22 protein-coding genes and 1 pseudogene are annotated in these 25,877 nt (G+C 63.1%); 14 read left to right on the top strand and 9 right to left on the bottom strand.

The window, feature by feature from the left end:
* Positions 1-194 precede the first annotated feature (194 nt).
* The 5 genes from DBO86_RS13780 to DBO86_RS13760 all read left to right on the top strand — a co-directional run bounded on the left by DBO86_RS13780 (position 195) and on the right by DBO86_RS13760 (position 5,848).
* Positions 195-1,682 carry an NCS1 family nucleobase:cation symporter-1 gene (locus DBO86_RS13780; protein WP_108233946.1) on the top strand — a complete coding sequence of 496 codons (1,488 nt, stop codon included), beginning with the start codon at positions 195-197 and terminating at the stop codon, positions 1,680-1,682.
* A 76-nt stretch (positions 1,683-1,758) separates the two neighbouring features.
* Positions 1,759-3,042: a Zn-dependent hydrolase gene (locus DBO86_RS13775; protein WP_108233945.1), complete on the top strand. Its 1,284-nt coding sequence runs from the start codon at positions 1,759-1,761 to the stop codon at positions 3,040-3,042.
* A gap of 97 nt (positions 3,043-3,139) precedes the next feature.
* Entirely contained in the window at positions 3,140-3,526 is a 387-nt protein-coding gene (locus DBO86_RS13770; RefSeq protein ID WP_108233944.1) for an MAPEG family protein, read from the top strand.
* Positions 3,527-3,697: 171 nt separating this feature from the next.
* Complete coding sequence (locus tag DBO86_RS13765; RefSeq protein WP_003458836.1) at positions 3,698-5,287, top strand: methyl-accepting chemotaxis protein; 1,590 nt, start codon at positions 3,698-3,700, stop codon at positions 5,285-5,287.
* 111 nt (positions 5,288-5,398) lie between these two features.
* A complete protein-coding gene (locus DBO86_RS13760; protein ID WP_108233943.1) occupies positions 5,399-5,848 on the top strand; it encodes a c-type cytochrome in 450 nt (149 codons plus the stop codon).
* On the opposite strand, the pseudogene DBO86_RS13755 reads toward DBO86_RS13760, so the two are convergent.
* Positions 5,842-6,237, bottom strand: a pseudogene (locus DBO86_RS13755) (DUF1090 domain-containing protein). The gene DBO86_RS13760 and the pseudogene DBO86_RS13755 overlap by 7 nt on opposite strands.
* Before the next feature lie 84 nt (positions 6,238-6,321).
* A complete protein-coding gene (gene ligB / locus DBO86_RS13750) occupies positions 6,322-8,013 on the bottom strand; it encodes an NAD-dependent DNA ligase LigB (protein WP_108233942.1) in 1,692 nt (563 codons plus the stop codon).
* A gap of 216 nt (positions 8,014-8,229) precedes the next feature.
* On the opposite strand from ligB, the gene DBO86_RS13745 reads away from it, so the two are divergent.
* Complete coding sequence (locus tag DBO86_RS13745) at positions 8,230-8,541, top strand: hypothetical protein (RefSeq protein ID WP_108233941.1); 312 nt, start codon at positions 8,230-8,232, stop codon at positions 8,539-8,541.
* A 64-nt stretch (positions 8,542-8,605) separates the two neighbouring features.
* Here DBO86_RS13745 and metK read toward each other — a convergent pair whose 3' ends face one another.
* The 3 genes from metK to DBO86_RS13730 all read right to left on the bottom strand — a co-directional run bounded on the left by metK (position 8,606) and on the right by DBO86_RS13730 (position 11,753).
* Complete coding sequence (metK, locus tag DBO86_RS13740) at positions 8,606-9,796, bottom strand: methionine adenosyltransferase (RefSeq protein ID WP_003458847.1); 1,191 nt, start codon at positions 9,794-9,796, stop codon at positions 8,606-8,608.
* Positions 9,797-10,798: an ArsR/SmtB family transcription factor gene (locus DBO86_RS13735; protein WP_108233940.1), complete on the bottom strand. Its 1,002-nt coding sequence runs from the start codon at positions 10,796-10,798 to the stop codon at positions 9,797-9,799. It lies immediately after the preceding gene.
* Between the two features lie 73 nt (positions 10,799-10,871).
* On the bottom strand, positions 10,872-11,753 hold the full coding sequence (locus tag DBO86_RS13730; RefSeq protein ID WP_108233939.1) for a LysR family transcriptional regulator: 882 nt from the start codon (positions 11,751-11,753) through the stop codon (positions 10,872-10,874).
* 110 nt (positions 11,754-11,863) lie between these two features.
* Between DBO86_RS13730 and DBO86_RS13725 the strand changes: the two genes are divergently transcribed.
* Positions 11,864-13,018, top strand: coding sequence for a TDT family transporter (locus DBO86_RS13725; protein ID WP_108233938.1), 1,155 nt, complete (start codon positions 11,864-11,866; stop codon positions 13,016-13,018).
* Positions 13,019-13,064: 46 nt separating this feature from the next.
* Here the strand turns inward: DBO86_RS13725 and DBO86_RS13720 are convergent, their stop codons facing one another.
* The 4 genes from DBO86_RS13720 to DBO86_RS13705 are packed head-to-tail and all read right to left on the bottom strand — an operon-like array spanning position 13,065 to position 18,865.
* Positions 13,065-14,969 carry a class I SAM-dependent DNA methyltransferase gene (locus tag DBO86_RS13720; protein ID WP_108233937.1) on the bottom strand — a complete coding sequence of 635 codons (1,905 nt, stop codon included), beginning with the start codon at positions 14,967-14,969 and terminating at the stop codon, positions 13,065-13,067.
* Positions 14,969-15,814, bottom strand: coding sequence for a DNA damage-inducible protein D (gene dinD / locus DBO86_RS13715; RefSeq protein WP_108233936.1), 846 nt, complete (start codon positions 15,812-15,814; stop codon positions 14,969-14,971). Before dinD ends, DBO86_RS13720 begins: the two co-directional genes overlap by 1 nt.
* A gap of 1 nt (position 15,815) precedes the next feature.
* Positions 15,816-16,433, bottom strand: a complete 618-nt coding sequence (locus DBO86_RS13710; protein ID WP_108233935.1) for a restriction endonuclease subunit S — start codon at positions 16,431-16,433, stop codon at positions 15,816-15,818.
* On the bottom strand, positions 16,430-18,865 hold the full coding sequence (locus tag DBO86_RS13705) for a DEAD/DEAH box helicase family protein (protein ID WP_108233934.1): 2,436 nt from the start codon (positions 18,863-18,865) through the stop codon (positions 16,430-16,432). The genes DBO86_RS13710 and DBO86_RS13705 overlap by 4 nt, the downstream gene beginning before the upstream one ends.
* Before the next feature lie 210 nt (positions 18,866-19,075).
* Here DBO86_RS13705 and tkt point away from each other — a divergent pair, with 210 nt between their 5' ends.
* From tkt to DBO86_RS13670, 7 genes are all read left to right on the top strand, one after another.
* Entirely contained in the window at positions 19,076-21,076 is a 2,001-nt protein-coding gene (gene tkt / locus DBO86_RS13700) for a transketolase (RefSeq protein ID WP_108233933.1), read from the top strand.
* Between the two features lie 102 nt (positions 21,077-21,178).
* On the top strand, positions 21,179-22,249 hold the full coding sequence (epd, locus tag DBO86_RS13695) for an erythrose-4-phosphate dehydrogenase (RefSeq protein WP_108233932.1): 1,071 nt from the start codon (positions 21,179-21,181) through the stop codon (positions 22,247-22,249).
* A gap of 3 nt (positions 22,250-22,252) precedes the next feature.
* The gene (locus tag DBO86_RS13690; protein WP_108233931.1) at positions 22,253-23,413 is read left to right on the top strand and encodes a phosphoglycerate kinase; all 1,161 of its coding nucleotides are present in this window, start codon (positions 22,253-22,255) and stop codon (positions 23,411-23,413) included.
* Between the two features lie 104 nt (positions 23,414-23,517).
* Positions 23,518-23,703: a hypothetical protein gene (locus tag DBO86_RS13685; protein WP_084341276.1), complete on the top strand. Its 186-nt coding sequence runs from the start codon at positions 23,518-23,520 to the stop codon at positions 23,701-23,703.
* Between the two features lie 12 nt (positions 23,704-23,715).
* A complete protein-coding gene (locus tag DBO86_RS13680; RefSeq protein WP_074855211.1) occupies positions 23,716-24,042 on the top strand; it encodes an MliC family protein in 327 nt (108 codons plus the stop codon).
* A gap of 123 nt (positions 24,043-24,165) precedes the next feature.
* The gene (fba, locus tag DBO86_RS13675; RefSeq protein WP_084341275.1) at positions 24,166-25,230 is read left to right on the top strand and encodes a class II fructose-bisphosphate aldolase; all 1,065 of its coding nucleotides are present in this window, start codon (positions 24,166-24,168) and stop codon (positions 25,228-25,230) included.
* A gap of 169 nt (positions 25,231-25,399) precedes the next feature.
* Positions 25,400-25,876 carry a hypothetical protein gene (locus tag DBO86_RS13670; RefSeq protein WP_108233930.1) on the top strand — a complete coding sequence of 159 codons (477 nt, stop codon included), beginning with the start codon at positions 25,400-25,402 and terminating at the stop codon, positions 25,874-25,876.
* Position 25,877 lies beyond the last annotated feature (1 nt).

The raw sequence follows: 25,877 nt of genomic DNA, 5'->3' as shown, positions 1-25,877 counted from the left end.
TGGCGACGCCTGTGGCTTCAGATAAAACGTTTTCAGATCAGATGCTTAATGTGTTCAAGCAGGCAGGATGCAGACCCAGCCGGGGAATGCGGCACGCTTATTGAGTGGCGCTGCCCCCGTGCTGGCCGGCTCCTGAACTCCGGCCATCGAATTAGCCCGATGCGCTAACAATCAGAAAAATACTGGAGAGGCCCATGCAACAGAGCAGATCGGAAGTGACCGAGCGGGAGGGCTTGTATGAGCTGAACGCTGGCAGCGACGTACTCGACAGCCCGCGCTACAACCATGACATCGCCCCGACCAAGTTGCATCAGCGCACCTGGAACAAGTGGCACATCACCGCGCTGTGGGTCGGCATGTCGATCTGTGTGCCCACCTATACCCTGGGCGGTGTGCTCACCGCCTACTTCGGCCTGTCGGTAGGCGAGGCGCTGCTGGCGATCCTGCTGGCCAACGTCGTGGTGTTGATTCCGCTGACCCTCAACGCCTTTGCCGGCACCAAGTACGGTATCCCCTTTCCGGTATTGCTGCGTTCCTCGTTCGGCATACTCGGTTCCAACGTGCCCTGCTTGATCCGCGCCGTGGTGGCCTGCGGCTGGTTCGGCATTCAGACCATGTTCGGCGGCCTGGCGATCCACCTGCTGCTGGGTTCGATCTTCGAGGGCTGGAAGGCGCTCGGTGGCACCGGCGAGGTGATCGGTTTCATGATCTTCTGGGCACTTAACCTGTGGATCGTGCTGCGCGGCGCCGAGTCGATCAAATTGCTGGAAACCTTGTCCGCACCGCTGCTGGTGCTGGTTGGTGCCGGTCTGTTGGTGTGGGCGTTGCCCAACGTGTCGATGAGCGAGTTGCTGGCGCAGCCGGCCAATCGCCCCGAGGGTGCCAGCGTCACCGGTTACTTTCTCGCCGGGCTGACCGCCATGGTCGGCTTCTGGGCCACTCTGTCGCTGAACATCCCTGACTTCAGCCGCTACGCGAAAAGTCAGAAGGACCAGATTCTCGGGCAGATCTTCGGTCTGCCGCTGACCATGTTCCTCTTCGCTGCGCTCGGTGTGGTGATGACCGCCGCCTCGGAAGGTCTGGTGGGGCAGACGGTGGCCGATCCGGTCAGCCTGATCGGCCATATCCAGAGCCCCGGCTGGGTCGCCCTGGCCATGGCGCTGATCATCGTTGCCACGCTGTCGACCAATACGGCGGCGAATATCGTTTCGCCGACCAATGATTTCCAGAACATCGCCCCCAAGCTGATCGACCGCACCAAGGCGGTGATCCTCACCGGCCTGATCGGCCTGGGGCTGATGGGCCATGAGCTGCTGAAAAAGCTAGGGCTGCTGGTCTCCGAGCTGAGCCTGGAGAGCGTGTACTCCAACTGGTTGCTGGGGTACTCCAGCTTGCTCGGGCCGATTGCCGGGATCATGGTGGTCGACTACTTCCTGATCAAGAAACAGCAACTCGACCTGGCCGGGCTGTACCGCGATGACGTCTACCCGGCGTGGAACTGGATCGGTTTCGCCGCCTTCGCCGTGCCGGTGGCGCTGACTCTGCTGTCGCTCGGTAGCAGCGCCTTCAGCTGGTTCTACGACTACGGCTGGTTTACCGGCTCCTTCCTGGGCGGCTTGATCTATTTCGGCTTGTGCAGCCTGCGCAGCGCAAGGCCGGTGGTGGCCAAGGCACCGGTGTAGGAGCGGGCTTGCCCGCGAAGCGATCCAGCAGACGCGTCCCGCGTCACAGACAACCAGAGAGGCCGAGGAAATGACCATGAACACTGCCACCGAGGTTCTGCAATCCAACCAGCCGCACGTCAACGGCGAGCGCCTGTGGCAATCGCTGATGGAGCTGGCGCAGCTCGGCGCCACCGTCAAGGGCGGGGTCTGTCGCCTGGCCTTGACCGACCTCGACCGCCAGGCGCGTGACCTGTTCGTGCGCTGGTGCGAGGAGGCTGGCTGCACTGTCACTGTCGATGGCGTCGGCAATATTTTCGCCCGTCGTCCCGGGCGCAACGCCGCGCTGGCGCCGGTGATGACCGGCAGCCATATCGACACCCAGCCCACCGGCGGCAAGTTCGACGGCTGCTTCGGCGTGCTGGCCGGCGTCGAGGTGCTGCGCACCCTCAATGACCTGGGCATACAGACCGAAGCGCCGCTGGAAGTGGTGGTGTGGACCAACGAGGAAGGCTCGCGCTTCGCCCCGTGCATGATGGGCTCCGGGGTGTTCGCCGAGAAGTTCACTCTTGAAGAAACCCTGGCCAAGCGCGACGCCGAGGGCATCAGTGTCGGCGAGGCGCTGAATGCCATCGGCTACGCCGGGCCACGGGCGGTGACCGGCCATGCGGTGGGCGCCTATTTCGAGGCGCATATCGAGCAGGGGCCGATTCTCGAAGATCAGGGCAAGACCATCGGCGTGGTGCTCGGTGCGCTCGGGCAGAAGTGGTTCGACCTTACGCTCAAGGGCGTCGAAGCCCACGCCGGGCCGACGCCGATGCACCTGCGCAAGGACGCTCTGGTCGGCGCTGCGGCCGTGGTCGCAGCGGTCAATCGGGTAGCGCTGGAGCATCAACCGCATGCCTGCGGCACGGTCGGTTGCCTGCAGGCCTACCCCGGTTCGCGCAATGTGATTCCCGGTGAGGTGCGCATGACCCTGGACTTCCGCCATCTGCAGCCGGAACGCCTGGATTCGATGATCGAGGCGGTGCGTGGAGTGATCGAGGCGACCTGTGCCAAGCACGGCCTGAGTTTCGAACTGACGCCGACCGCGGACTTCCCGCCGCTGTATTTCGACCAGGGTTGCGTCGAGGCGGTGCGCGGTGCGGCCGCCGGGTTGGGCTTGTCGCATATGGATATCGTCAGTGGTGCCGGCCATGACGCGATCTTCCTCGCCGAGCTGGGCCCGGCCGGGATGATTTTCGTGCCGTGCGAGGGAGGCATCAGCCACAACGAAATCGAGAATGCCGCACCGACGGATCTGGCTGCCGGCTGCGCGGTGTTGCTGCGCGCCATGCTCGCGGCCTCCGTGGCGCTGGCAGAGGGCAAGCTGGCGGCATGATTGGCCGAATCGCCATCGACTTGGGCGGTGGCAGTCATGGACGCCCGTGCCTGCTCGGGACAAGCTGCGCATTCCATTACCAAGCTGCGGAGCCTCCATGACCCTCGCCTACTGGTGCGTACTGATCGCCATCTTTCTGCCCTACCTGGGTACTGCCACCGCCAAGTTCCTTGGCCCCGGCTACGGACCGCGCGCCAATCAGGATCCGCGCGCGTTCCTGAGTACCCTGGAGGGCTGGCGCAAGCGCGCCAACAACGCCCAGCTCAACGGCTTCGAGGTAACCCCGGCGTTCGCTGCCGCGGTGATCATCGCCCACCAGGCCGGTGGTGCCGAGCAGGGGCTGCTCGACCAACTGGCCGTGGCATTCATCGTCAGCCGTGTGCTGTATTTCATCTGCTATCTGGCTGGCTGGGGGCCTGTGCGCTCGCTGGTGTGGTTCGCCGGGATGGGGCTGATCGCGGCGCTGTTCGTGGTGCCCGCCTAGTCGATATCTGCAACTGGTTGTGACGATGAGCTAGAAAGGCGCGCGACCGATTAGTCATCGCACTGTTCTGGTGCATTTTTGAGGTCAATTAGCCTGTAGGGCGGCTGGCCACATTCTTGCTTGCTCCCGATTATTTGGTGGGATTTCCCGCCGTCTGCCAGGGAGCCTCTCATGTCCGCCACCGCCTTTTTCGACCGCCTGCTCTGTGCCATCGGCCTGCGCACGCTGAATCAGCAATTTCTGTTTTCCTATGCGCTGATGTTTCTGCTCGCTGTGGTCGCTTCGGTGGCGCTGTACCTGAGCATGTCGGTATCGCCGGAGACCATCAATGTCGCCGGCGCGCAGCGCATGCTCAGCCAGAAGATGACCAAGGAGGCGCTGTTGCTGCGTGAAGGCGTCCTGCCTGCAACGACGCTGGAAGCTACCATGGCGCAGTTCGACGCCGCCCATCGCGACCTGCTGAGTGGCAACGCGGCGCGCAATATCAGTGCCATCGCCGAGCCCAGCGTCCAGGCGCAGATGAACAAGGTCGGTGGTCTCTGGCAGGGCTTTCGTACGCAATTGCAGCGTGTGGTTGCGGGCGATGCGGCAGTCGACCTCAAGGCCCTGGAGCAGCAGTCGGTCGAGTTGCTGCGCGAGATGAACCAGGTCGTCGGCTTGATGGCCGCGCACGCTGAAGGCAGCCAGCGCCGCCAGATGTGGCTGGCGTTCGGTTGCGTGCTGGGCATTCTGGCGCTGGTGGTGCTGGGCCGTCAGTTCGGCCTGCGCCCGCTGATGCACAACCTCAATGCGGTGGAGGGGGCGCTGACCCGGGTCGGCTCCGGCGACTTCACGCGTAGCCTGGACGGTCGTCAGGGTGACAACGAGATCGGCCGCATCTTCGCCGGCTACAACCGCATGCAGGAGCAGGTGCGTGGCTTGCTGGCGGAGGTCAAGCGCAGCGGCGAGCGTACCGGCGAGCATGTCGGCAATGTGGTCGGCGCCGCCCAGTCGGCGGGCGATGGTGTGCGGCGCCAGTACGAGGATCTCGATCAGGTCGCCACCGCGATGAACGAGATGAGCGCCACCGTGGCGGAGGTGGCGCGTCACGCTGCCCATGCAGCCGAGTCGGCACGCAGTGCCGATGATTGTGCGCAGAGCGGCAAGCAGGTGGTGCAGCGTAGTGCGGCGCAGATCGCCGAACTGGTGGAACAGCTGCAGCGCAGTGGCGAGCAGGTACAGCGCCTGGAGGCCGAAACCGGTGGTGTCGGCAAGGTGCTCGAAGTGATCACCGGCATCGCCGAGCAGACCAATTTGCTGGCGCTCAACGCGGCCATCGAGGCGGCGCGCGCCGGTGAGGCAGGGCGTGGCTTCGCCGTGGTCGCCGACGAGGTGCGCACCCTGGCCAGTCGCACCCAGCAATCGACTGGTGAAATCCAGGCGATCATCCAGCGTTTACAGGGCGGTGCGCGTGATGCGGTTCTGGCGATGCAGCGCAGCGCGGCCCTGGCCGACGGCAACCTTCAGCACATTCGTCAGGCCAGTGAGGCCCTGGAGACCATCGTCGGGGCGGTGGATGGCATCAATGCCCTGAATGCGCAGATCGCCACGGCCGCAGAACAGCAGAGCCAGGTGGCGCAGGAGATCGATCAGCGGGTAACGCACATCTCCAGCCTGGCCGAGCGCAGCCAGGGCGAGACCGAGAGCGTGGTGCAGGTCAGTGCGCAGATTCAGGGCGAGGTGCAGCAGCTCAACAGCCAACTGGGGCGCTTCCGTACCTGAACCCTGGCTGACCAACGCGTACAAACGACAGCTGTTGTGACAAGAGGTCGCTTGGCCCGACCGGGGTGAGCCGCGATACTAGCGGCCCCTTGTCGCCCGGAAGTCGTGTCGATGACCCTGAAGAAACTCCTGCTGCTCACCTGCTCCTGCCTGACCCTGGCCGCCTGTGGTGGGGTCGACCCCAACTCGCCGCTGGGCAAGCGCCAGGCAGCGTTCAAGGAGATGCTCAAGGTCAGCGAAGACCTCGGTGGGATGCTGCGCGGCCGCATTCCCTACGATGAATCGGCTTTCATCAGCGGTGCTGGCGAGCTGGAGCGCCTGTCGCACGAGCCCTGGCAGCATTTCCCCGAGGTGGCGGACGACGAGCGCAGCAAGGCCAGTGCCGAGGTCTGGCAGCGCCAGGAGCAGTTCCAGAAGATGGCGCGTGATCTGGAGCAGGCCACTGCCGCACTGGTACAGGCCACGACCGCACCGCCGCTACGTCGCTCCGAGCTGGAGCCGGCGGTGCAGGCCGTCGAGGACAGTTGCGAGGCGTGCCACAAGGCGTTTCGCGCTTACTGATCAGCGCGCGCTTCGGCCTCGGCCTGCTGCAGTTCGGCGCGTGCCTCGGCCAGTTTGGCCTGACGCTTGGCGATCCTCTCCTGATCGCCCTTGCCCATGGCTTCACGCAGATCCATTTAGCGCTCCCGTACTTCCTCGCGGGCTTCCTTGACGCTGGCCAGGCGCTCCTTGTGCAGCGAAGCGTCATCACAATGGGCATCGACATTGCCCAGTGCTCGTTGCAGTCCATCCAGTTCTCGCGAGTTGCCGCTCTTGTGCGCTGCGTCGATCTTCTCCTGAAGCACCTGGCGTTTGACGGCGCTGCCGCTATCGACCCCGGCGGCCAGAATCGGTGTGGCGTTCAGGTTGGCGGCCAGCAGCAGGCCGAGCAAAGCGGTTTGACAGATCATGGTCTGTCCTCGTGAAGGTCTACTTCGGAGTGACCCTGGTTGCTGCGCGAGGTTCGACCCGATTGAGCCATCTGCTGATTTGGGTCAATCGCGCGGTGAATTTTCCTGCGGCAGGAAACCGACGGTGCCGGCCTCCTGCAGTTGCGCGCCCAGGCGCTGAACCTCCGGGTGGCTGAAGAACGCCAGCAGGCGCTCGGCGCTGTTCTGGCTCATGCCGGGTTGCTGCATCCACTCGGCGTGGCTGCGAGCCACTAGCGTGGCCCAGTCATCCTCCGCGCCGAGCTGGAAACCGGCTGGTGCACCGAGAGCTGTCAGCCATTGCTGCAGTGAGCGCTGCTGGGCCTGGGCGAAGGCCTGCTGCAGCTGCGAGGCGCGCCGTGGGCCGATACCGGGCAGCTGTTGCAGGTGTTCGCTATCGAGCGCCAGCCAATCGAGCAGACCCTCCAGTTTCTGCCCCGCCAGTAGCGTGCTCCAGGTGCCTGGTCCCACGCCGGGCAGGTTCAGCCCCTGTTTGCCGGCGAGCCAGTTCAGGCGTGCCTGGAACTGTTGCTGGCACTCGCCACTGAGCCGCCAGCAACTCATGGCGTGGTATCGATTGGGATCGGGAGCGTGCACTATTGCACGCTCCGGGCTGCGCCAGATCACCTGGTCGAGGCGTGGAATGGTCAGGCCGGCCAGGCGTATCGCCACCTGATCGCCGGGGCGTATGTCCAGCTTCTCCCAGGTTTGCAGCGAGCCGAGCGCGACCCGGCTGATGCGCCGCTCGTCGAGGTCGACCGGCTGCAAACGCAGGATCGGCGTGATGCGTCCAGTACGGCCGATACTGAAATCCACCGCCTGTACCACGGCCAGCGCCTGGCTGGCCGGGTATTTCCAGGCAATCGCCCAGTGCGGCGCTTCTGCCTGCCAGCGCTCTCCGGATGGCCGCGTGCCCTGACGCAGGACCACACCATCGCTGGCAAACGGCTGTGGCTGATCGAACCAGCGTTGGCGCCAACTGCGGGCTTCCTTTGCGTCCCGCAGGGGCTGGGTGTAGTGCAGGCTGTCGCCGAAACCCAGTCTCTGCAGGGCTTGCAGGCGCTCAGGCATGTTCGCCGGGCCATCCGGCCAATCCCAGACGAACAGGCCGATGGCACTGGCCTGTTGCTGGTCGAGCGTTTGTCGCGCCATCAGGCCTGCCGCTTTGCCGCGGGCGCCAACCCCACCGTCGCGGCCTTGCACGTGGCCGTCCAGGCGCCAGTAGAGCTCGCCCTGCAACACGGCATCGAGCGGTTCCTGCAGGCGTGCGGGAATGGCCGGTAGCTGCCGCGCGCGGGCTGTCCAGTCCTGGCCAAGGCGTCCATCGCCACGGCTGATGGCTTGTCGCAGCACGCCGTCTCGGTAGACCAGGGTGACTGCGACGCCGTCGACCTTGGGCTGAATCCACAGATCGTCGCGACTGTTGATCCATTCGGCCACTGCCACATCGTTCAGCTTGCGCAGGCCGGTCTGCGGCACCGGGTGTGCGATCGTCCCGCTGCTGCCAGCCAGAGGGTCGGCCAATGCCGTGCGGGCAGTCGGAAAGCACCGATGCCAGGATTGCAGGCGCTCGCGGGCCTGGTCATAGATTTCATCGGCCACCAGCGAGCGGCCGTGGTTATGGTAGGCGTCGTCCCACTCGGCGATCTGCTGACTGAGTGCGGCGAGCTCGGAGTTGGCGCGACTGGCGGGCCAGTCGGGGCAGGGGGTGGCCTGGGCGGCCAGCGGAAGGAGTAATAGCAGCAGGGCGAGTTTCATCGCGGAGCTTCCTTGCTCAAAGGTACTCACTGAGCCTAGCAGCTGGATGGGTATTCGCTCAGCATTGGCAGCTAAATCTCTGATATTGTTCGGTTTTTTCTTGTTTCCTGGCTATCTGGGTGATAATTTCGCGCGCCTTTTCAACCCCCAAACAAATGGATTTGCCCGGCGTGGGCGCATGGACAGCCGGGCCTCAACCCTTAGAGGTCTTCACTGATGCGTATTGTTTCCGTTGCCTGTGTCGCCGCTCTGGCTTTCGCCGCTCTGCCTGCTCACGCTGCCGAGGTCGCCTCGATCCAGGCCAAATGTCAGGAGCAGATGGCTGCCAATCAGGACGGTCTGGCTCAGCTCAAGCAGTTGGCAGCACTGGCTGGCAACGACAAGGCCAATGAAAACCTGGCTGCGCTCGATGCTGGCTGTGAGCGTCTCAGCGCCGAGGCCGATGCTTCCACTCAGGCTGCTGCACCTGATCAGCTGAATGCCACCAAGGATGCGCTCAAGGGCCTGAGTTCGATGTTCGGCAAATAAGCCTCAGGCACGAAAAAGCCCCGCCAGATCGCTCTGGGGGGCTTTTTCATTTTCAGGGGCTTTCTTACAGGCCAGCGGCGGCGCGCAGGTCCGCGGCCTTGTCGGTGCGTTCCCAGGTGAAGGTGGTGAAGCTGTCTTCGCCGACGGTCTTGGACTGCGGCGTGCGGCCGAAGTGGCCGTAGGCAGCGGTGTCCTGGTACATCGGGTGCAGCAGGTCGAGCATCTTGGTGATGGCGTACGGGCGCAGGTCGAACACGTCACGCACCAGTTTGATGATCTTGTCTTCGGCGATCTTGTGGGTGCCGAAGGTGTTGATCGAGATGGAGGTCGGCTGGGCCACGCCGATGGCGTAGGACACCTGGATCTCGCAGCGCTCGGCCAGGCCGGCGGCGACGATGTTCTTCGCCACGTAGCGGCCGGCGTAGGCGGCGCTGCGGTCGACCTTGGACGGGTCCTTGCCGGAGAACGCACCGCCACCGTGGCGGGCCATGCCGCCGTAGGAGTCGACGATGATCTTGCGCCCGGTCAGGCCGCAGTCGCCCACCGGGCCGCCGATCACGAAGTTGCCGGTCGGGTTGATGTGGTACTGGGTGTCCTTGTGCAGCAGTTCGGCCGGCAGGGTGTGCTTGATGATCAGCTCCATCACCGCTTCACGCAGGTCGGGCAGCGAGACGTCCGGGCTGTGCTGGGTGGATAGCACCACGGCGTCGATGCCGACCACTTTGCCGTTCTCGTAGCGGCAGGTGACCTGGGACTTGGCATCCGGGCGCAGCCAGGTCAGCAGACCGGACTTGCGCGCTTCGGCCTGGCGCTCGACCAGGGCGTGGGAGAAGCGGATCGGTGCCGGCATCAGCACGTCGGTTTCGTTGCTGGCGTAGCCGAACATCAGGCCCTGGTCGCCGGCGCCCTGATCTTCCGGCTTAGCACGGTCGACGCCCTGGTTGATGTCCGGGGATTGCTTGCCGATGATGTTGAGCACGCCGCAGGTGGCGCCGTCGAAGCCGACATCGCTGCTGGTGTAGCCGATGTCACAGATGACGTCGCGGACGATCTGCTCCAGGTCGACCCAGGCGCTGGTGGTCACTTCGCCGGCGACGATGGCCACACCGGTCTTGACCAGGGTTTCCACAGCCACGCGGGCGTGCTTGTCCTGGGTGATGATGGCGTCGAGCACCGCATCGGAGATCTGGTCGGCGATCTTGTCCGGATGCCCTTCGGACACGGACTCGGAGGTAAACAGGGAATATTCGCTCATCTATCGGTTCCTTTCTTGCCGGAGGCTGAAGGCGCTGTGCGCATCGGGTTTGGCAAAGTGCCGTAATTGAATCTGAAAGCCGTTTTTCAGGCCTATGTAGAGGCTTTCGCCGGGCGTCAGGCCGGCGGCCGTCGCCCAGCGCGCCAGGTCTTCCTGTTCGAAGCCGAGCCATAGATCGCCGCAGGCTTCGCGTGCCCAGCTCTGGTCGTGGCTGCACAGCTCGCTGAGCAGCAGGCTGCCGCCGGGTGCGACCAGGGCGGCCAGTTTGCGAAAGGCCTCGGCCGGCGTGGCGAAGTGGTGCAGTACCATGTTCAGTACCACGCAGTCGGCAGGCTGCTGTTCATCCTGTAGCGCATCGGCCAGTTTCAGCTCGACGTTGTGCAGGCCCTCGGTGGCGCAGCGCTGGCTGGCCAGTTCGAGCATAGCCGGGCTGTTGTCCAGGGCCGTGACCTGGGCGAAGCGGCGCGCCAGCTCGGGCAGGAAGGCACCATCGCCAGGCCCGATTTCCAGCGCCGTGGCGTCCGGCGCGAAATGCAGGGCATCGAGCAGGGCCAGCAGGCTGTCGCGGTACTGCGGCAAACCGGCGATCAGATCCTGCTGGGCCTGAAAGCTGGTGGCCATGCGCGCGAAGAAGTCGCGGCTGACGGTGGCGCGTTGCTGGTGCACGGCGGCGATGCGCGCCTGCACCTCGCCCGCCAGCGGCAGTGCGTCGATCTCTTCCAGCAGCGCCGCATGCAGGCGGCCGCCCGGTAGCGCGCGGCGGTAGAAGATCGCGTTGCCTTCACGGCGCGTGGCCACCAGGCCAGCCTGGGCCAGCACCTTGAGGTGGTGGCTCATGCCTGACTGACCCATAGCGAAGATCTGCGCCAGTTCCAGCACGCCGAACGAATCGTTGCTCAGGGTGCGCAGCACGTTCAGGCGCAGCGGATCGCCGCCGGCCTTGCACAGGGCGGCGAGCTCGTCGCAGGGGTCGAAATCCAACTGGGGTGCGCGCAGGGTCATGGGGGCGCAGTCTAGTCGGTCATTTTTCATACAGCAATACCAATATCAAAAAGTTTTGATATTGGTATTGAGGCTAGCCTGGCGCCTGGCTCAGTTGCAGAAAAGCGGCGGGGGCCGGGCTCAGGCTGGTGCCGAGTCGCCATAGCACATGCAGTTCACGCTCGATCTGCATGTCCTGCACTGTCAAGCGTTGGAGTTCGCCGCTGGCCAGTTCACGCTCGACCACCCGCTGCGACAGCCAGGCGATGCCTTGGCCGTCGGCGAGCAGGCGTTTGAGCGCTTCGGTGCTGCCGATGGCCATGCCGGCCTGTGGCTCCAATCCGTGGTCGCGATAGGCCTGCTCGATGCTGGCGCGAGCGCCGGAGCCGGGTTCGCGCATGTACAGCGGGTACGCCTGCAGGTCGCTGGCTCGCAGGCGCTCGGCCCTGGTCAGCGGGTGCAGCGGCGATGCCACCGGAAGCAGGGCATCGCGCGCCAGCAGGCGATGCGCGTAGTCGGCCTGGGCGAACGAGCCTTCGACGAAGCCCAGGCTGATGCGGCCTTCGTCCAGTTGTCGGGTCACGACGTCGGTGTTGCTGACTTCCAAGCTGACGAATATCTGCGGATGCAGAGCGCGAAAACGGGTGAGCAGTGGCGGCAGCAGGTAGGCGCCGAGCGTGGCGCTGGCGCCCAGATGCAACTCGCCCTGCTCCAGCTGGGCGAAGTCACGCAGGTCGCGTTCGGCGGCGCGCTCCAGAGCGAAGATGCGTCGCGCATAGTCATGCAGGCGCAGGCCGCCTTCGGTCAGTCGCACGCCGCGTGGCTGGCGATCGAACAGGCGCAGGTCGAGGCTGGCTTCGAGGTCGCGAATCTCCCGCGTCACGGCCGGCTGGCTGATGTGCAGGCGTTCGGCGCCGGCGCTGATGCTGCCAGCGTCTGCCACGGCCAGAAAGACCTTGAGATGGTGCAGATTCATGGTTAATGCATAAATGAAAGGTATGCATAGAATGCTGAATATGTATTTTTCATATGGCAAGCCAATTCTTACCCTTGCGCCATCACTCATGTCACGGGACTACCCGACTCATGCCACGCCCCTTCAGTCGTTTACCCGAGCCGCTCGCTTTTATCCGTCACTTCACGCCCAGCTGGTTTGCCATGACCATGGGCACCGGCGTGCTGGCGCTGGTGATCGCTCATCTGCCCTGGCAGCTGCCTGGATTGCTGATGCTCGCCGAGGGGCTGTGGTTTGTCGCGGTCAGTCTGTTCGCGCTGTTCAGCCTGCTGTTTCTGCTGCGCCTGGCGCTGTTTCGCGACACCGTCTGGCCGATGTTGCTGCATCCGGTGCAGTCGATGTTCCTTGGTGCCATTCCCATGGGCCTGGCGGTGCTGATCAAGGGCTTGCTGCTGTTCGGCGTGCCGCGCTGGGGCGAGGGGATTTACGCGCTGGCCCATGCGCTGTGGTGGCTGGATGCGGCGCTGGCGCTGCTCGGCGCCTTGTTGGTGCCTTATCTGATGTTCACCCGCCAGCATCATGCGCTGGAGAAGCTCACCGCGGTCTGGCTGCTACCTATCGTCGCACCGGAGGTCGCCGCCAGCACGGCAGGGGCGCTGGCGCCGCATCTGGCGGCCGAGGCGGCGCAACAGTTGCTGGTGGCCGGTTTCGTGCTCTGGGGATTGTCGCTGTCGCTGGCGTTCTCGCTGATCACGCTGGTGCTGCTGCGCCTGGCCCTGCACAAATTGCCGGATACCGATTTCGCCGCCACCAGCTGGCTGCCGCTAGGGCCGCTGGCTACCGGCTGTCTGGGCTTGCTCAGCATGGGGCAGGCGGCGCCGCTGGCTTTTGCCGGTACGTCGCTGCTCAGCGCCGCCGAGCTGGCGCGGGATCTCGGCCTGATCGGCGGCCTGGCGCTGTGGGGCGCGGGCTTGTGGTGGCTGGTGATCGCCACGCTGTTCACTCGCCACTACATCCGCGACAACATGCCGTTCAACCTCGGCTGGTGGGGGTTTACCTTTCCGCTGGGGGTATTCGCCCTGGCCACCTTCGAGCTGCAGGCGGTGACCGGCTTGAGCTTTTTTGCCTTCATCGGTCTGCTGCTGGCGGTGCAACTGGCGGCAGTCTGGACGCTGGTGTTCAGTCGCACGCTCGCCGGCGTCTGGCATGGCGAGTTGTTTCAGGCGCCTTGTCTGGGCGGACCGGGCAGCCCGGCGGTGAGTGTGCTGAGCGAACAGAGCACGTAAAGAGCTGACGCTCAGGCTGGCTTTAAGCTCTGCCTGAGCGTGCCGCTTAGGATGCAGTATCCAGCAAGCTTTGCAGTCGACTCAGTGCCTGCACCACGATCTGTCCTTGCGCGTTTATGCTGGCGAGGATCTGTGCGGGAGTGCGTTCATCTGCCACGGTCGTTGCGTTTGGGTTGACGGCTTTGAGATCGAATACAGCGGCGTCGATAACGGCTGCTTCGTTTTCCAGGTCACGCGCGGCTTTTTCCTGCTCACGAATCTTGGCTTCTAGTGCTGCTATTGCGCTCGGCGCTGACTTGTCTTTTTTCAGGTGCCTGAGGTTTTCCTTGAGCCCTACGACGGCCTCCCTGATACCCGTGGCCTGATCAAGTAAAGGCTGCATTCTTTCGCGAGCTTCGCTGCGACGTTTGGCGAAGTCCACTGTCCATGAATAGCGACTTTCACTGCGCGTCGCTAACTGCCGGGCATAGCTGGGGAAAGGCTGGCCTGCATTGGTCTCGTCGGCTTGCCAGCTTGCCAGCAAGTTAGCGGGCAAGGCGTCGTCGCTCAGGACAGAGCCATCCTGTGCAAAACCAAAGTGCGCCAGCGTCAGTGGTGTTTTCTTGCCGACTTTCACCCACGAGAGGTCGTAATACCAGATACGCTCGGTCTTCTTGCCGCGAGTGAAGAACAGCAGATTGGTCTTGACCCCGGCACCTGCTGTGGAGAACACACCGCCCGGCAGGCTGACGATGGCCCAGAGATCGCATTCGTCGGTGAGCTTGCGTTTGGTTTCGACGAAAGATGACTCGTTAGTGCGGAACAGCAAGCCCTCGTCCAGCACAATGGCGCAGGTGCCAGTTGGTGCCAGTTCGGCGAGGATGTCCTGAACGAACAGCACTTGGGTGGCGCTGGTAGGGAAGGGGAAGTTGTTCTGCGCCGTTTTGCCTTCCTTGCCGCCGAAGGGTGGGTTGCTCAGAATCAGATCGAACTGTTTGGGCGCATGAGTAAACAGCGCGCCATAGGTCGCGCGCCGCTCGAGGGTATTGCCATGCCACAGATTGGGCTGGTCGATACCGTGTAGCACCAGGTTCGCCAGGGCGATGGGGAAAACCAGGTTTTCCTTTTCGCGCCCGAAGAAGGTGTCGTGCTTGAGTTTCTCCAGATCGGTACTGGCGGGAGACTGGCCCATTTTTCGCGCGATGTGCTCGTAGGCCACGGCAAGAAAGCCCCCGGTGCCGCAACAGGGGTCGTAAATCGTTTGGCCTAAAGATGGATCCACTGTATGCACCATGGCGCGGATCACCTCACGCGGGGTGAAGAACTGGCCGCCATCGGAGTTCTTTTCACCCATCTTCAACAGCAAGTCTTCATAAACCTGCGACAGGGTGAAGAAATGGGTGTCGTCGATGTGATCGATGCTGATTTCGTGTACGCGGTCGAGAATGTCGCGCAGGTTGGTTTCATCATCCACCCGCACTCGCTCCACGGCGGTCATGATCCGGCCGATGATGCGTTGCTTGGCGCTGGCTGCCGGGTTGGGCAGGCCCGTTTTAGGGTCGACATCCAGTGCGTGAAGATATGGCAACAACTCCCTGTTGATAAAGTCGAACAGGCTGCCGTCACCGGTGGTGAACAGCTCCTGACGCTTCCAGCCCTGGGGTTTGCCGTCACGCGTCAGCGGATGACCGGGCTTGTCTGACCAGGGGGCCGCCCAATCCTGCCAGCGATAAGGGCGTAGCAAGGCCGGCGAGAAGCTCGATCCAAGCACTTCGGCTTGTTCCGCCTCACGGGTTTCTTGCGCGTCGAGGATGCGCAAAAACAGAATCCAGGTCAGCTCTGGTACGTATTGCAGTGCGCTGGCGCAGTTGGAGCGACGCATCACGTCGCAGATGCTTTTGACGAAGGTGGCCAGTGACTGGGTGCTGGCAATTGACTTGGGTTGTTTTGCGGTGTTCTTCGGGCGTGGCATCAGGTGTCTTTCTTCTTGAGTTGTTTCTTCTTGGCCGATTCGAGCTGCTGAATGCTGTGCTCCGGCGCGGGTAGATTTTCGGGCAAGGTGCCGCCCAGTTCCTCGATGGTCTGGCGAACCTTTTTTCCGACTTCCAGATGTGTCTGGTTGGCTTGGGCCTTACCGCGTATCTGGTCGCGCTGCAGTTTCTCCTCGGTTTGCGTGGCGCGGAACAGGTTGGCGGCCAGCTCCGTACTGCCCATGTGATCGAGGATTTTCTGGCTTTTCTTCAGGCCCTTGCGAGCGTGTATGTCCTTGGCGCCCAACCCGCCGTACAAGCCCCTGTAGCCGTGATCCTGAAAAATTGCGTAGTCCAGCGGGGTCTCGACGCCTGCGTCCTTGGCGGCTGCGGCCAGGTGCTTGTTGTGTGTCGCTAGCTCATTGCGGATGGCCAGGCGCTTTTCATCTTCGGAGAGCTGAGCGAATTTGCGCTCGTCTTCCAGCTCCTGGCGGCGAGTTTGCAGAGCGAAGTAGGTCTGTCCATGGGCGATCACGGGCTTGGACGGATCGCCGTTCTGCACGATCAAATAGCAGGCGTAACGTGAGAGTTGGACGTCCTCCACCTCGCGTTGCGCCCCGGAACCGAGCTCGACCATTTTGCTGACGTCAGCAAAATGGTCGGTGATCTGGTTTCCGCTCTGCTGGCAGGCCTGTCTGGCCTTTTCCACCACCTGCATGAAATTGCGCCACTGCACGTACTCCAGCAGCGGCGCCAGCTCTCGGGCCAACCAGTAATCGTTGCCCTCGGCATCCTGGTGGCGGATGGAGTCGAAGGTCAGGTGTTGTTCGATCCGGCTGTCGCTCATATCACGCTCCTTGTGCATTGAAAGCTTGCGCCAGCAGCTTTTGCGGCAGCCGTTCGATCTCGGCCAGTTGCATGACTGCTGCCTTTCGTGCGTTCTCCACTTCGGCTAGTTGGGCTTTTAGGCGGTAAGCGATTTGATGTTGCTCGGGGAGTGGCGGTAACCGCAGTGGGATCGCTTTGATAACGTCTTGGGAGATATTGCGCATCGAGTCACTGGTGCCAGTGGCATAGTGCTCTATATGCTCGCGGGCTTGGTTCGTGCGTAGTGCAAACAGCAGGTATTCTTTGCTTGCTTTCGTTTCGTCAACGATCAAGCGCAAGGTCTTGTCCGATAGCAGGCGCATCGGATAATCGTCTTCGACTAGCACGACAGCCCCGACAAGCTCTCTGGTATTTGCTCGGGAGATCAGTAGATCGTCTCGCTTTACCTTGTGGCTTTCTGCTGGTTTGTACTCGCCCTTTAGTGCCTTTGCTTCGCTCGGAAGGAACTCCGACCACGATACTGCGCTGACTTTCAGGACTCCCAACTGGTCGGGGCGAGCAGGAATCTCAGATGTCTGGAAGCTTTTTCCTGTTTCAATTCCGATTAGGATATCGCCCAGTGTGCTCTTTTCGCTCATACCCCAAATAACCTCATCTTCGCCTCGTGCATGACATCAACCGGCTTGCCTAACGTATGCAGTGCTTTGAAACCGCCAGCCATTGCGATTTCAGGTACATCCCACAGTGACTGGCTTTCCAGGGCTTCGGTGCCGCCCTGGGCGAACTGTTTGCCCAGGCCCTTGAGCACGATGGCTGTTTTGTCGTTCATGTTGCCGAACCATGTGGCGTTGGCGCTCAGGTAATGCGCGCCACGTTCCGTCTTTTTCAGCGCACGGGCATGGTAGCCGTGGTGGCCGAGGAAGTCGTAGAGGTCGAAGTCGTTCATCTGGTCGATCTGGCGGATTAGGTTCGGGTCGAAATGTTCGCCCAGTAGGTGGGCGATCAACTGCTCGCGCTTTTGCTTCTCGATCCATAGCGCACGGAAGTCGTCTAGGTTGTGCGCTTCGCTGAGTACGCGGGCGATGATGGCGCGACGGTATTCGTCCACCGGGATCGGCAGCGCCTGGCCGTTATGGTTGGTCAGGATGAAACGGCCCTGCGGGGTGATGCTGACGTACTGGCCGCCGATTTCCGCGACGTGGAAGTCCGCGCCGCCATCCTCGCCACCCGTATCGCCACCGCCACTCGTTGTGCCGCCCGTGCCGCCGGGGCGAGAGGGCTGGGTGATGAAGTCCGCGCCGAACAGATCGGTAACGCCGGTGTAGTCGTAGAGCCAGAACTTGTACTTCTGGGTGGCTTCGTCGATGCGCGTGCCGCGCCCGACCATCTGGTAGAACTTGATGGCCGATTGCAGGTAGCGGAAGAACACTACGGCGTTAAGGCATTCGATGTCCACGCCGGCTTCCAGCAAGTCCACGGTGCAGGCGATAAAGGCACGTTCGCTGTTGCCACGCATGACTTCGATCTTTTCCGCTCCAGCCGCCGCCGTGCATTTGAAGGCGTAATCCTCCTTGCGCTGCTGGCCGTTTTCCTTGCACCACTTGGCGTAGAGGTTGTTCATCTGCATCGACACGCGGTCGGCATGAATGTCGCGGGTGCAGAAGATGATGACTTTCTGCTCCGGCCCGCCGTTTTCGCACAACAGTTTGAACAGGTCTTCGCACATTTTCGGGGTGCGCAGCTCGATGAACAGTTCGTCGTCGAAGTCCTTGCCGGAGTATTCGGCCTTGGTCAGGTCTTCTTCGGTCAACGGCCTGCCGGTTTTGAGGTCGCGCACGCCGGCCTGCAGGATTTCCTTGCGGGTGAAGGTCTTGTTGTCGATATCGGCTTTGCGCTTGATGATTTCGCAGGCTGCCAGGTAACCGTCGTCCTGGGCTTGCGCCAGGCTGTACTCATAAACCGGCTCGCCGAAATACTCCACGTTATGTGCGGTGATGGCGTCATCTTCGGCGCGTGCGGCTTCAAGTTCCTGCGATTTCTTCTCGCGCTTGGGTGGTTCTAACTTGCGTGGGGTGGCGGTAAGACCGATATGGATCGCATTGGGGTTGCGGGTAAGCACCTGTGACCATCGGCCCCAGGCCGAGCGGTGACATTCGTCGATGATGATGACGCTGAAGGCATCTTCACCGTAATGCCGAGTGAGGAAGCTGTCGCCAACGTCGCCTTGTTCGTCATCGCCGTCGATGCCCAGGGTCTGGTAGGTGGCGATATGGATGCGTGCATTGGCTGCGGTGTTCTTGCCTTTTTCGGTGGCTACGATACGCGCATTGCCGCCGAACGCAGCCTTGAGTTTGTTGTAAGCCTGCACGCGAAGTTCGTCGCGGTCGCAGAGAAACAGCGCCGGCTTTGTCAATAGCCCGGCCTTGCTCATGCGCCAGAGCAGGTTGGTGGCAATGATGGTCTTGCCCGCACCAGTGGCTAAAGTCAGCAATGCGCGTGGCGCATTACCTGCTTGGCGCTCAAGGATGATCTTCTCGAACGTGGCGCGGATGGCCGCGTCCTGGTAGTAACGCGGCGCTGACCACGCAGGGCTGTCGGCCTGAAACAGCAGGGCAGAGTCGGGCTGGCTGAGATCAATGCCCTTATCCTGGGCATAACGCGCACAGAGATCGGTGTGTGGCGGGAAATCAATGAGTGGGAAGGGGCCGGTCTGGAGCCCGGAAGGCTTGTCATATTCCCCGTAGCGGTGGCCGTTGCTGGAGAATACGTACTGCACATCGAAACGCTGGCAATCGGCATAGCCCTTGGCTTGTTGCATGCCTTTGAGCGGGTCTTCGCTTTCCTTCTTGGCCTCCAGCACGGCAACGGGTAGGGGCTTGGGCATGTCACCGACTTGTACGCAGAGCAGGTAGTCGGTGCGGCCCACGCCTTTGCGGCGGCGCCCTTTCGGCCCAATGGGCTCTACTGGTGTTGGCGTTTCCAGTTTGATGCGCTGTGGGTCGAAATAGCCCTTGCGCTCAAGCACAGGATTGATGAGGAAGTAGCGAGTTTCTTCTTCATTAAATGCCACTAGTTGTTCCTCGACCTTGTCCTTGTGGCTGTCATAAGCGCTTGTAACCGGAGCAGATTATCAGGCGAGCTCTGTGCTTCCAGCAAAAGATTATGTCCGGGAAATCATGGCTACGACTATCTGTCATTGCCCCACAGGGCCTGGCTGGGCGAAAATAGGCGTCTTTTTCGCCCCCTTCATTCAGAAGCAGCCCCCGTAGGAGATTCAGCGATGCCCAGCCGTCGTGAGCGAGCCAATGCCATTCGTGCCCTGAGCATGGATGCCGTGCAGAAAGCCAACAGCGGCCACCCAGGTGCCCCCATGGGTATGGCGGACATCGCCGAAGTGCTGTGGCGCGACTACCTCAAGCACAACCCGCAGAACCCGAACTTCGCCGACCGTGACCGCTTCGTGCTGTCCAACGGCCATGGTTCGATGCTGATCTATTCGCTGCTGCACCTGACCGGCTACGACCTGTCCATCGACGACCTGAAGAACTTCCGTCAGCTGCACAGCAAGACCCCGGGCCACCCGGAATACGGCTACACCCCGGGCGTCGAGACCACCACCGGCCCGCTCGGCCAGGGCATTGCCAACGCCGTCGGTTTCGCCATCGCCGAGAAGGTGCTGGGCGCGCAGTTCAACCGTGAAGGCCACGAGATCGTCGATCACAACACCTACGTGTTCCTCGGCGACGGCTGCATGATGGAAGGCATTTCTCACGAAGTCTGCTCGCTGGCCGGCACCCTGGGCCTGGGCAAACTGATCGCCTTCTATGACGACAACGGCATCTCCATCGACGGTGAAGTCGAGGGCTGGTTCACCGACGACACGCCCAAGCGCTTCGAAGCCTACGGCTGGCAGGTGATCCGCAACGTCGACGGCCACGACGCCGAAGAGATCAAGATGGCCATCGAGACCGCGCGCAAGAGCGTGGATCAGCCGACCCTGATCTGCTGCAAGACCACCATCGGCTTCGGTTCGCCGAACAAGCAGGGCAAGGAAGAGTGCCACGGCGCGCCGCTGGGCAACGACGAAATCGCCCTGACCCGCGCCGCCCTGGGCTGGAACCATGGCCCGTTCGAAATCCCGGCCGAGATCTACGCCGAGTGGGACGCCAAGGCCGCCGGCGCTGCTGCCGAAGCCGCCTGGAACGACAAGTTCGCCGCTTACGCCGCTGCCCATCCCGAGCTGGCTGCCGAGTTCAAGCGCCGTATCGCCGGTGAGCTGCCGGCCGATTTCGCCGAGAAGGCCGCTGCCTATATCAAGGACGTCGCCGAGAAGGGCGAGACCATCGCCAGCCGCAAGGCCAGCCAGAACGCGCTGAATGCCTTCGGTCCGCTACTGCCGGAATTCCTTGGCGGTTCGGCCGACCTGGCCGGCTCCAACCTGACCCTGTGGAAGGGCTGCAAGGGCGTCTCCGCTGAAGACGCGTCCGGCAACTACATGTTCTACGGCGTGCGCGAGTTCGGCATGAGCGCGATCATGAACGGTATCGCCCTGCACGGCGGTTTCGTGCCCTACGGCGCGACCTTCCTGATCTTCATGGAATACGCGCGCAACGCCGTGCGCATGTCCGCGCTGATGAAGAAACGTGTGCTGTACGTGTTCACCCACGACTCCATCGGTCTCGGCGAAGACGGCCCGACCCACCAGCCGATCGAGCAACTGGCCAGCCTGCGTGGCACGCCGAACCTCGACACCTGGCGCCCGGCCGATGCCGTGGAGTCCGCCGTGGCCTGGAAGTACGCCATCGAGCGCGCCGACGGCCCGAGCGCCCTGGTGTTCAGCCGCCAGAACCTGCCGCATCAGCCGCGTGATGCCCAGCAGCTTAGTGATATTGAACGTGGCGGTTACGTACTCAAGGACAGCGTCGGCGAGCCGGAACTGATCCTGATCGCCACCGGTTCGGAAGTCGGGCTGGCCGTTGCCGCCTACGACAAACTGACCGCCGACGGGCGCAAGGTGCGCGTGGTCTCCATGCCGTCGACCAGCGTGTTCGACCAGCAGGACGCCGCCTACAAGCAGGCCGTGCTGCCGCTGCAGGTCGGTGCGCGCATCGCCATCGAGGCCGCGCATGCCGACTTCTGGTACAAGTACGTGGGCCTGGAAGGTCGCATCATCGGCATGACCAGCTTCGGCGAGTCGGCCCCGGCTCCGGCCCTGTTCGAGCACTTCGGCTTCACCGTCGACAACATCGTCGCCACTGCCGAAGAACTGCTGGACGCCTGACCCTTCCGTAGGAGCGAGCTCTGCTCGCGAAGCTGTTTGCCTCGCGCAGGGTTCGCGAGCAGAGCTCGCTCCTACCGGGTTCCTTTTGCCTTGCGAGCGCCTATGTCACGACAACGCCCCTATCGTGTCGCCCTCAACGGTTATGGCCGCATCGGCCGTTGCGTGCTGCGCGCGCTGCACGAGCGTGGCAATTCAGCGAGCCTGGAAATCGTCGCGCTGAACGACCTGGCCGATCAGGCCAGCATCGAATACCTGACCCGCTTCGACTCCACTCACGGGCGCTTTCCCGGCGAGGTGAGGGTCGATGGCGACTGCCTGCACATCAACGGCGACTGCGTGAAGGTGCTGCGTCAGAGCGAGCCTGAGGCCATTGACTGGGCAGCGCTGGACATCGATCTGCTGCTCGAGTGCTCCGGGCAGTACGTCACCCGTGCCGAGGCGCAACGCTTCATCGAAGCCGGTGCGCCGCGCGTGCTGCTGTCGCAGCCGATGGCCAGCGAGGCGGATATCGATGCCACCGTGGTCTACGGCGTCAACCAGGCCTGTCTGTCAGGTGCCGAGCGCCTGGTGTCGAATGCCTCCTGCACCACCAACTGCGGCGTGCCACTGTTGAAACTGCTCGATGAGGTGGTGGGTCTGGAGTACGTCTCCATTACTACCATTCACTCGGCGATGAACGACCAACCGGTGATCGATGCCTACCACCACGAAGACCTGCGTCGCACGCGCTCGGCCTTCCAGTCGGTGATTCCGGTGTCCACCGGCTTGGCACGCGGTATCGAACGCCTGCTGCCGGAGCTGGCCGGGCGTATTCAGGCCAAGGCCATCCGGGTGCCGACGGTCAACGTCTCGTGCCTGGACATCACCCTGCAGACTGCGCGCGATACCTCTGCAGAAGAGATCAACCGCGTGCTGCGTCAGGCGGCGGAAAGTGGCCCGCTCAAGGGGCTGCTGGCCTACACCGAGCTGCCGCACGCCAGCTGCGACTTCAACCACGACCCGCACTCGGCCATCGTCGACGGCAGCCAGACCCGCGTGTCCGGCCCGCGCCTGGTCAACCTGCTGGCCTGGTTCGACAACGAGTGGGGGTTTGCCAACCGCATGCTCGATGTCGCTGAACATTTTCTCGCTGTATCCACTTCCTCCGTACCACCAGCCTTTGTGAAGGACTGATCCATGACCGTTCTGAAGATGACCGACCTCGACCTCGCTGGTAAGCGCGTGTTGATCCGCGAAGACCTCAACGTCCCGGTGAAGGACGGTGTGGTCAAGAGCGACGCGCGTATCCTCGCCTCCTTGCCGACCATCAAGCTGGCGCTGGAGAAGGGCGCTGCCGTGCTGGTCTGCTCGCACCTGGGTCGCCCGGAAGAGGGCATCTACAGCGAGGAAGACAGCCTGGCGCCGGTCGCCGCCTACCTGAGCAAGGCGCTCGGTCGTGACGTGCCGCTGGTCAAGGACTACCTTGGCGGTGTCGAGGTCAAGCCTGGCGAGCTGGTGCTGCTGGAGAACGTCCGTTTCAACAAGGGCGAAAAGAAGAACACCGACGAACTGGCCCAGCAGTACGCTGCCCTGTGCGACGTGTTCGTGATGGACGCCTTCGGAACCGCTCACCGCGCCCAGGGCTCGACCCATGGCGTGGCCAAGTTCGCCAAGGTCGCCTGCGCCGGCCCGCTGCTGGCTGCCGAGCTGGATGCCCTGGGCAAGGCGCTGGACAAGCCGGCCCGGCCGATGCTGGCCATCGTCGCCGGCTCCAAGGTGTCGACCAAGCTCGACGTGCTCAACTCCCTGGCCGATATCTGCGACTCGCTGATCGTCGGCGGCGGCATCGCCAACACCTTCCTCGCCGCTGCCGGCCTGCCAGTGGGCAAGTCGCTGTACGAGGCCGATCTGGTCGACACCGCCAAGGCCATCGCGGCCAAGGTCAGCGTACCGCTGCCGGTTGACGTGGTGGTGGCCAAGGCCTTCGCCGAGGATGCCGAGGCCACCGTCAAGGCGGTCAAGGACGTGGCCGAGGACGACATGATCCTCGACATCGGCCCGCAAACTGCGGCGATGTTCGCCGAAATGCTCAAGGCCTCGCAGACCATCCTGTGGAACGGCCCGGTCGGTGTGTTCGAGTTCGACCAGTTCGGCAACGGCACCAAGGCGCTGGCCCTGGCCATCGCCGAAAGCCCGGCGTTCTCCATCGCCGGCGGTGGCGACACCCTGGCGGCCATCGACAAGTACGGCGTGGCCGAGCAGATCTCCTACATTTCCACCGGTGGCGGCGCGTTCCTCGAGTTCGTCGAAGGCAAGGTGCTGCCGGCTGTGGAAGTGCTGGAGCAGCGCGCACAGTGATCGCCAGCTAGGGTGAAGGGAGTCACCCTACGCCGCGGCCGATAAAACCCTGACGTTAACGGGTGGTCTGTAGAAAACCGGATCATCGTACAAGGAATCATGTCATGGACAAGTTAGCCGCTTTGGGCGTGGTTGGTATGTTGCTGGCCGGTTGTGCCGGCGCAGGAAGGGAGGCGGCCTGCGAGGTATTCAGCCCGGCACAGATCGAAACCCCGACCACTCAGGATGATCAGCGTGTCGAGCAAAGCAGTGGTCAACCCACTGGCGCGGCACCGGAACAGCGTTGCTGACGAGGAGAAGCAATGAGCGGAATCAGACTGGCGGGGCTTGCTGTCGCCGCCACGCTGCTGGCGGCCTGCAGCAGTCAGCCGGCGGCGCCGGAGCAATGGAATCGCTGGGTATGCGACAGCCAGACCGAAGTGCTGTGGCGCTTCGCCAACGGCAGCGTCGACCAGGTGGATGTGCGCCTGGGTGGTGACGACATCGTCTATCGTCTGACTCAGGAGCCAGCTGCATCCGGCGCGCTGTACAGCGATGGGCGTCTGTCCTTCCACACCAAGGGTGAGGAAGGTCTGGTCTACTGGACCGCAACAGATGACCTGATCGGCCGTGGCTGCAAGGCTCCGTAACATCCTCGGCGACGCCGAGATGAGAGCTGCGGGCATGCCCCAGCTTCACGAAACTTGAACAACGCCTGCCCCTGCGGCAGGCTTGCACGATTAACGACCTCCAAACCGGGAGACAGAAACACCATGGCACTTATCAGCATGCGCCAGATGCTCGACCACGCCGCCGAATTCGGCTACGGCGTGCCGGCCTTCAACGTCAACAACCTCGAGCAGATGCGCGCCATCATGGAAGCCGCCGACAAGACCGATTCGCCGGTCATCGTCCAGGCCTCCGCTGGTGCCCGCAAGTACGCCGGTGCGCCGTTCTTGCGCCACCTGATCCTGGCTGCCATCGAAGAATTCCCGCACATTCCGGTGTGCATGCACCAGGACCACGGCACCAGCCCTGACGTGTGCCAGCGCTCCATCCAGCTGGGCTTTTCCTCGGTGATGATGGACGGCTCGCTGAAAGAAGACGGCAAGACCCCGGCCGATTACGACTACAACGTCCGCGTAACCCAGCAGACCGTAGCCTTCGCCCACGCCTGCGGCGTGTCCGTGGAAGGCGAGCTGGGTTGCCTGGGCAGCCTGGAAACCGGCATGGCCGGTGAAGAAGACGGCGTCGGCGCCGAAGGCGTGCTCGATCACAGCCAACTGCTGACCGACCCGGAAGAAGCGGCGGCCTTCGTCAAGGCTACCCAGGTCGATGCCCTGGCCATCGCCATCGGCACCAGCCACGGCGCCTACAAGTTCACCAAGCCGCCAACCGGTGACGTGCTCTCCATCGAGCGCATCAAGGAAATCCACAAGCGCATCCCCAACACCCACCTGGTGATGCACGGTTCCTCCTCCGTGCCGCAGGAATGGCTGAAGGTGATCAACGAGTTCGGCGGTGACATCAAGGAAACCTACGGTGTGCCGGTCGAGGAAATCGTCGAAGGCATCAAGCACGGCGTGCGCAAGGTCAACATCGACACCGACCTGCGTCTGGCTTCCACCGGTGCGATCCGCCGCATGATGGCCGAGCACCCGAGCGAGTTCGACCCGCGCAAGTTCTTCGCCAAGACCATCGTCGCCATGCGCGACATCTGCATCGCCCGCTACGAAGCCTTCGGCACCGCTGGCAATGCCTCCAAGATCAAGCCGATCTCCCTGGAAGGCATGTACCAGCGCTATGCCAGCGGTGAGCTGAACGCCAAGGTCAACTGAGCCTGATGCGTGACCCGGAGCCCCGCCATGTGCGGGGCTTCTGCTTTTTACAAGGCGGGTTCGGCGTGAGCAACGCGGCGAGAGGTAAAACCCTGTAAAACTCCCGAAGCGTGAGGGCAGGCGGGGTGCGCCATAATTCGTGGACTGTCGTTCCGGGAAACTGCCACCCATGTCCAGCAAGCCACGTCTGTTGCTCGCTTTTCTCCTCGCCGTGTTGCTGGCCTCGCTGCTTGCCTCGATCTTCCAGACCCAGACCAATCTGGCTGCCCTGCAGGCCATCGGTGCACCGGTGCCGCTGAGTGTGCGCCTTGGCACCACCGCACTCGACCTGCTCGGGTTTACCCCGACGTTCATCCTGCTCAGCGCCCTGGGCTTTGTCTTTGCCTTACCGCTGGCCGCCTGGCTGGCGCGCCGCATGCCGGCGCTACGGTGGCTAATTTTCGTGCTGGCGGGCGCGGCAGCGATCTGGACGGCGCTGGCGCTGGCCAATGCGCTGGCACCGATGCCGACGCTGATCGCCGCCGACCGCAGCCCGTTCGGTACGCTCGGGCTGATGGCCTGCGGCAGCGTCGGTGCGCTGCTGTTCGGTCTGCTCGGTCGGCGGGTGCGCTACCGGGCGCAGCCAACTTCTTCCGATTCTCTGTGAC

The sequence above is a fragment of the Ectopseudomonas oleovorans genome, from assembly GCF_003052605.1.
GTDB lineage: Bacteria > Pseudomonadota > Gammaproteobacteria > Pseudomonadales > Pseudomonadaceae > Aquipseudomonas > Aquipseudomonas oleovorans_A.
The sequence above is the reverse complement of the archived record's forward strand: the minus strand, read 5'-3'. Positions and strand labels throughout refer to the sequence as shown.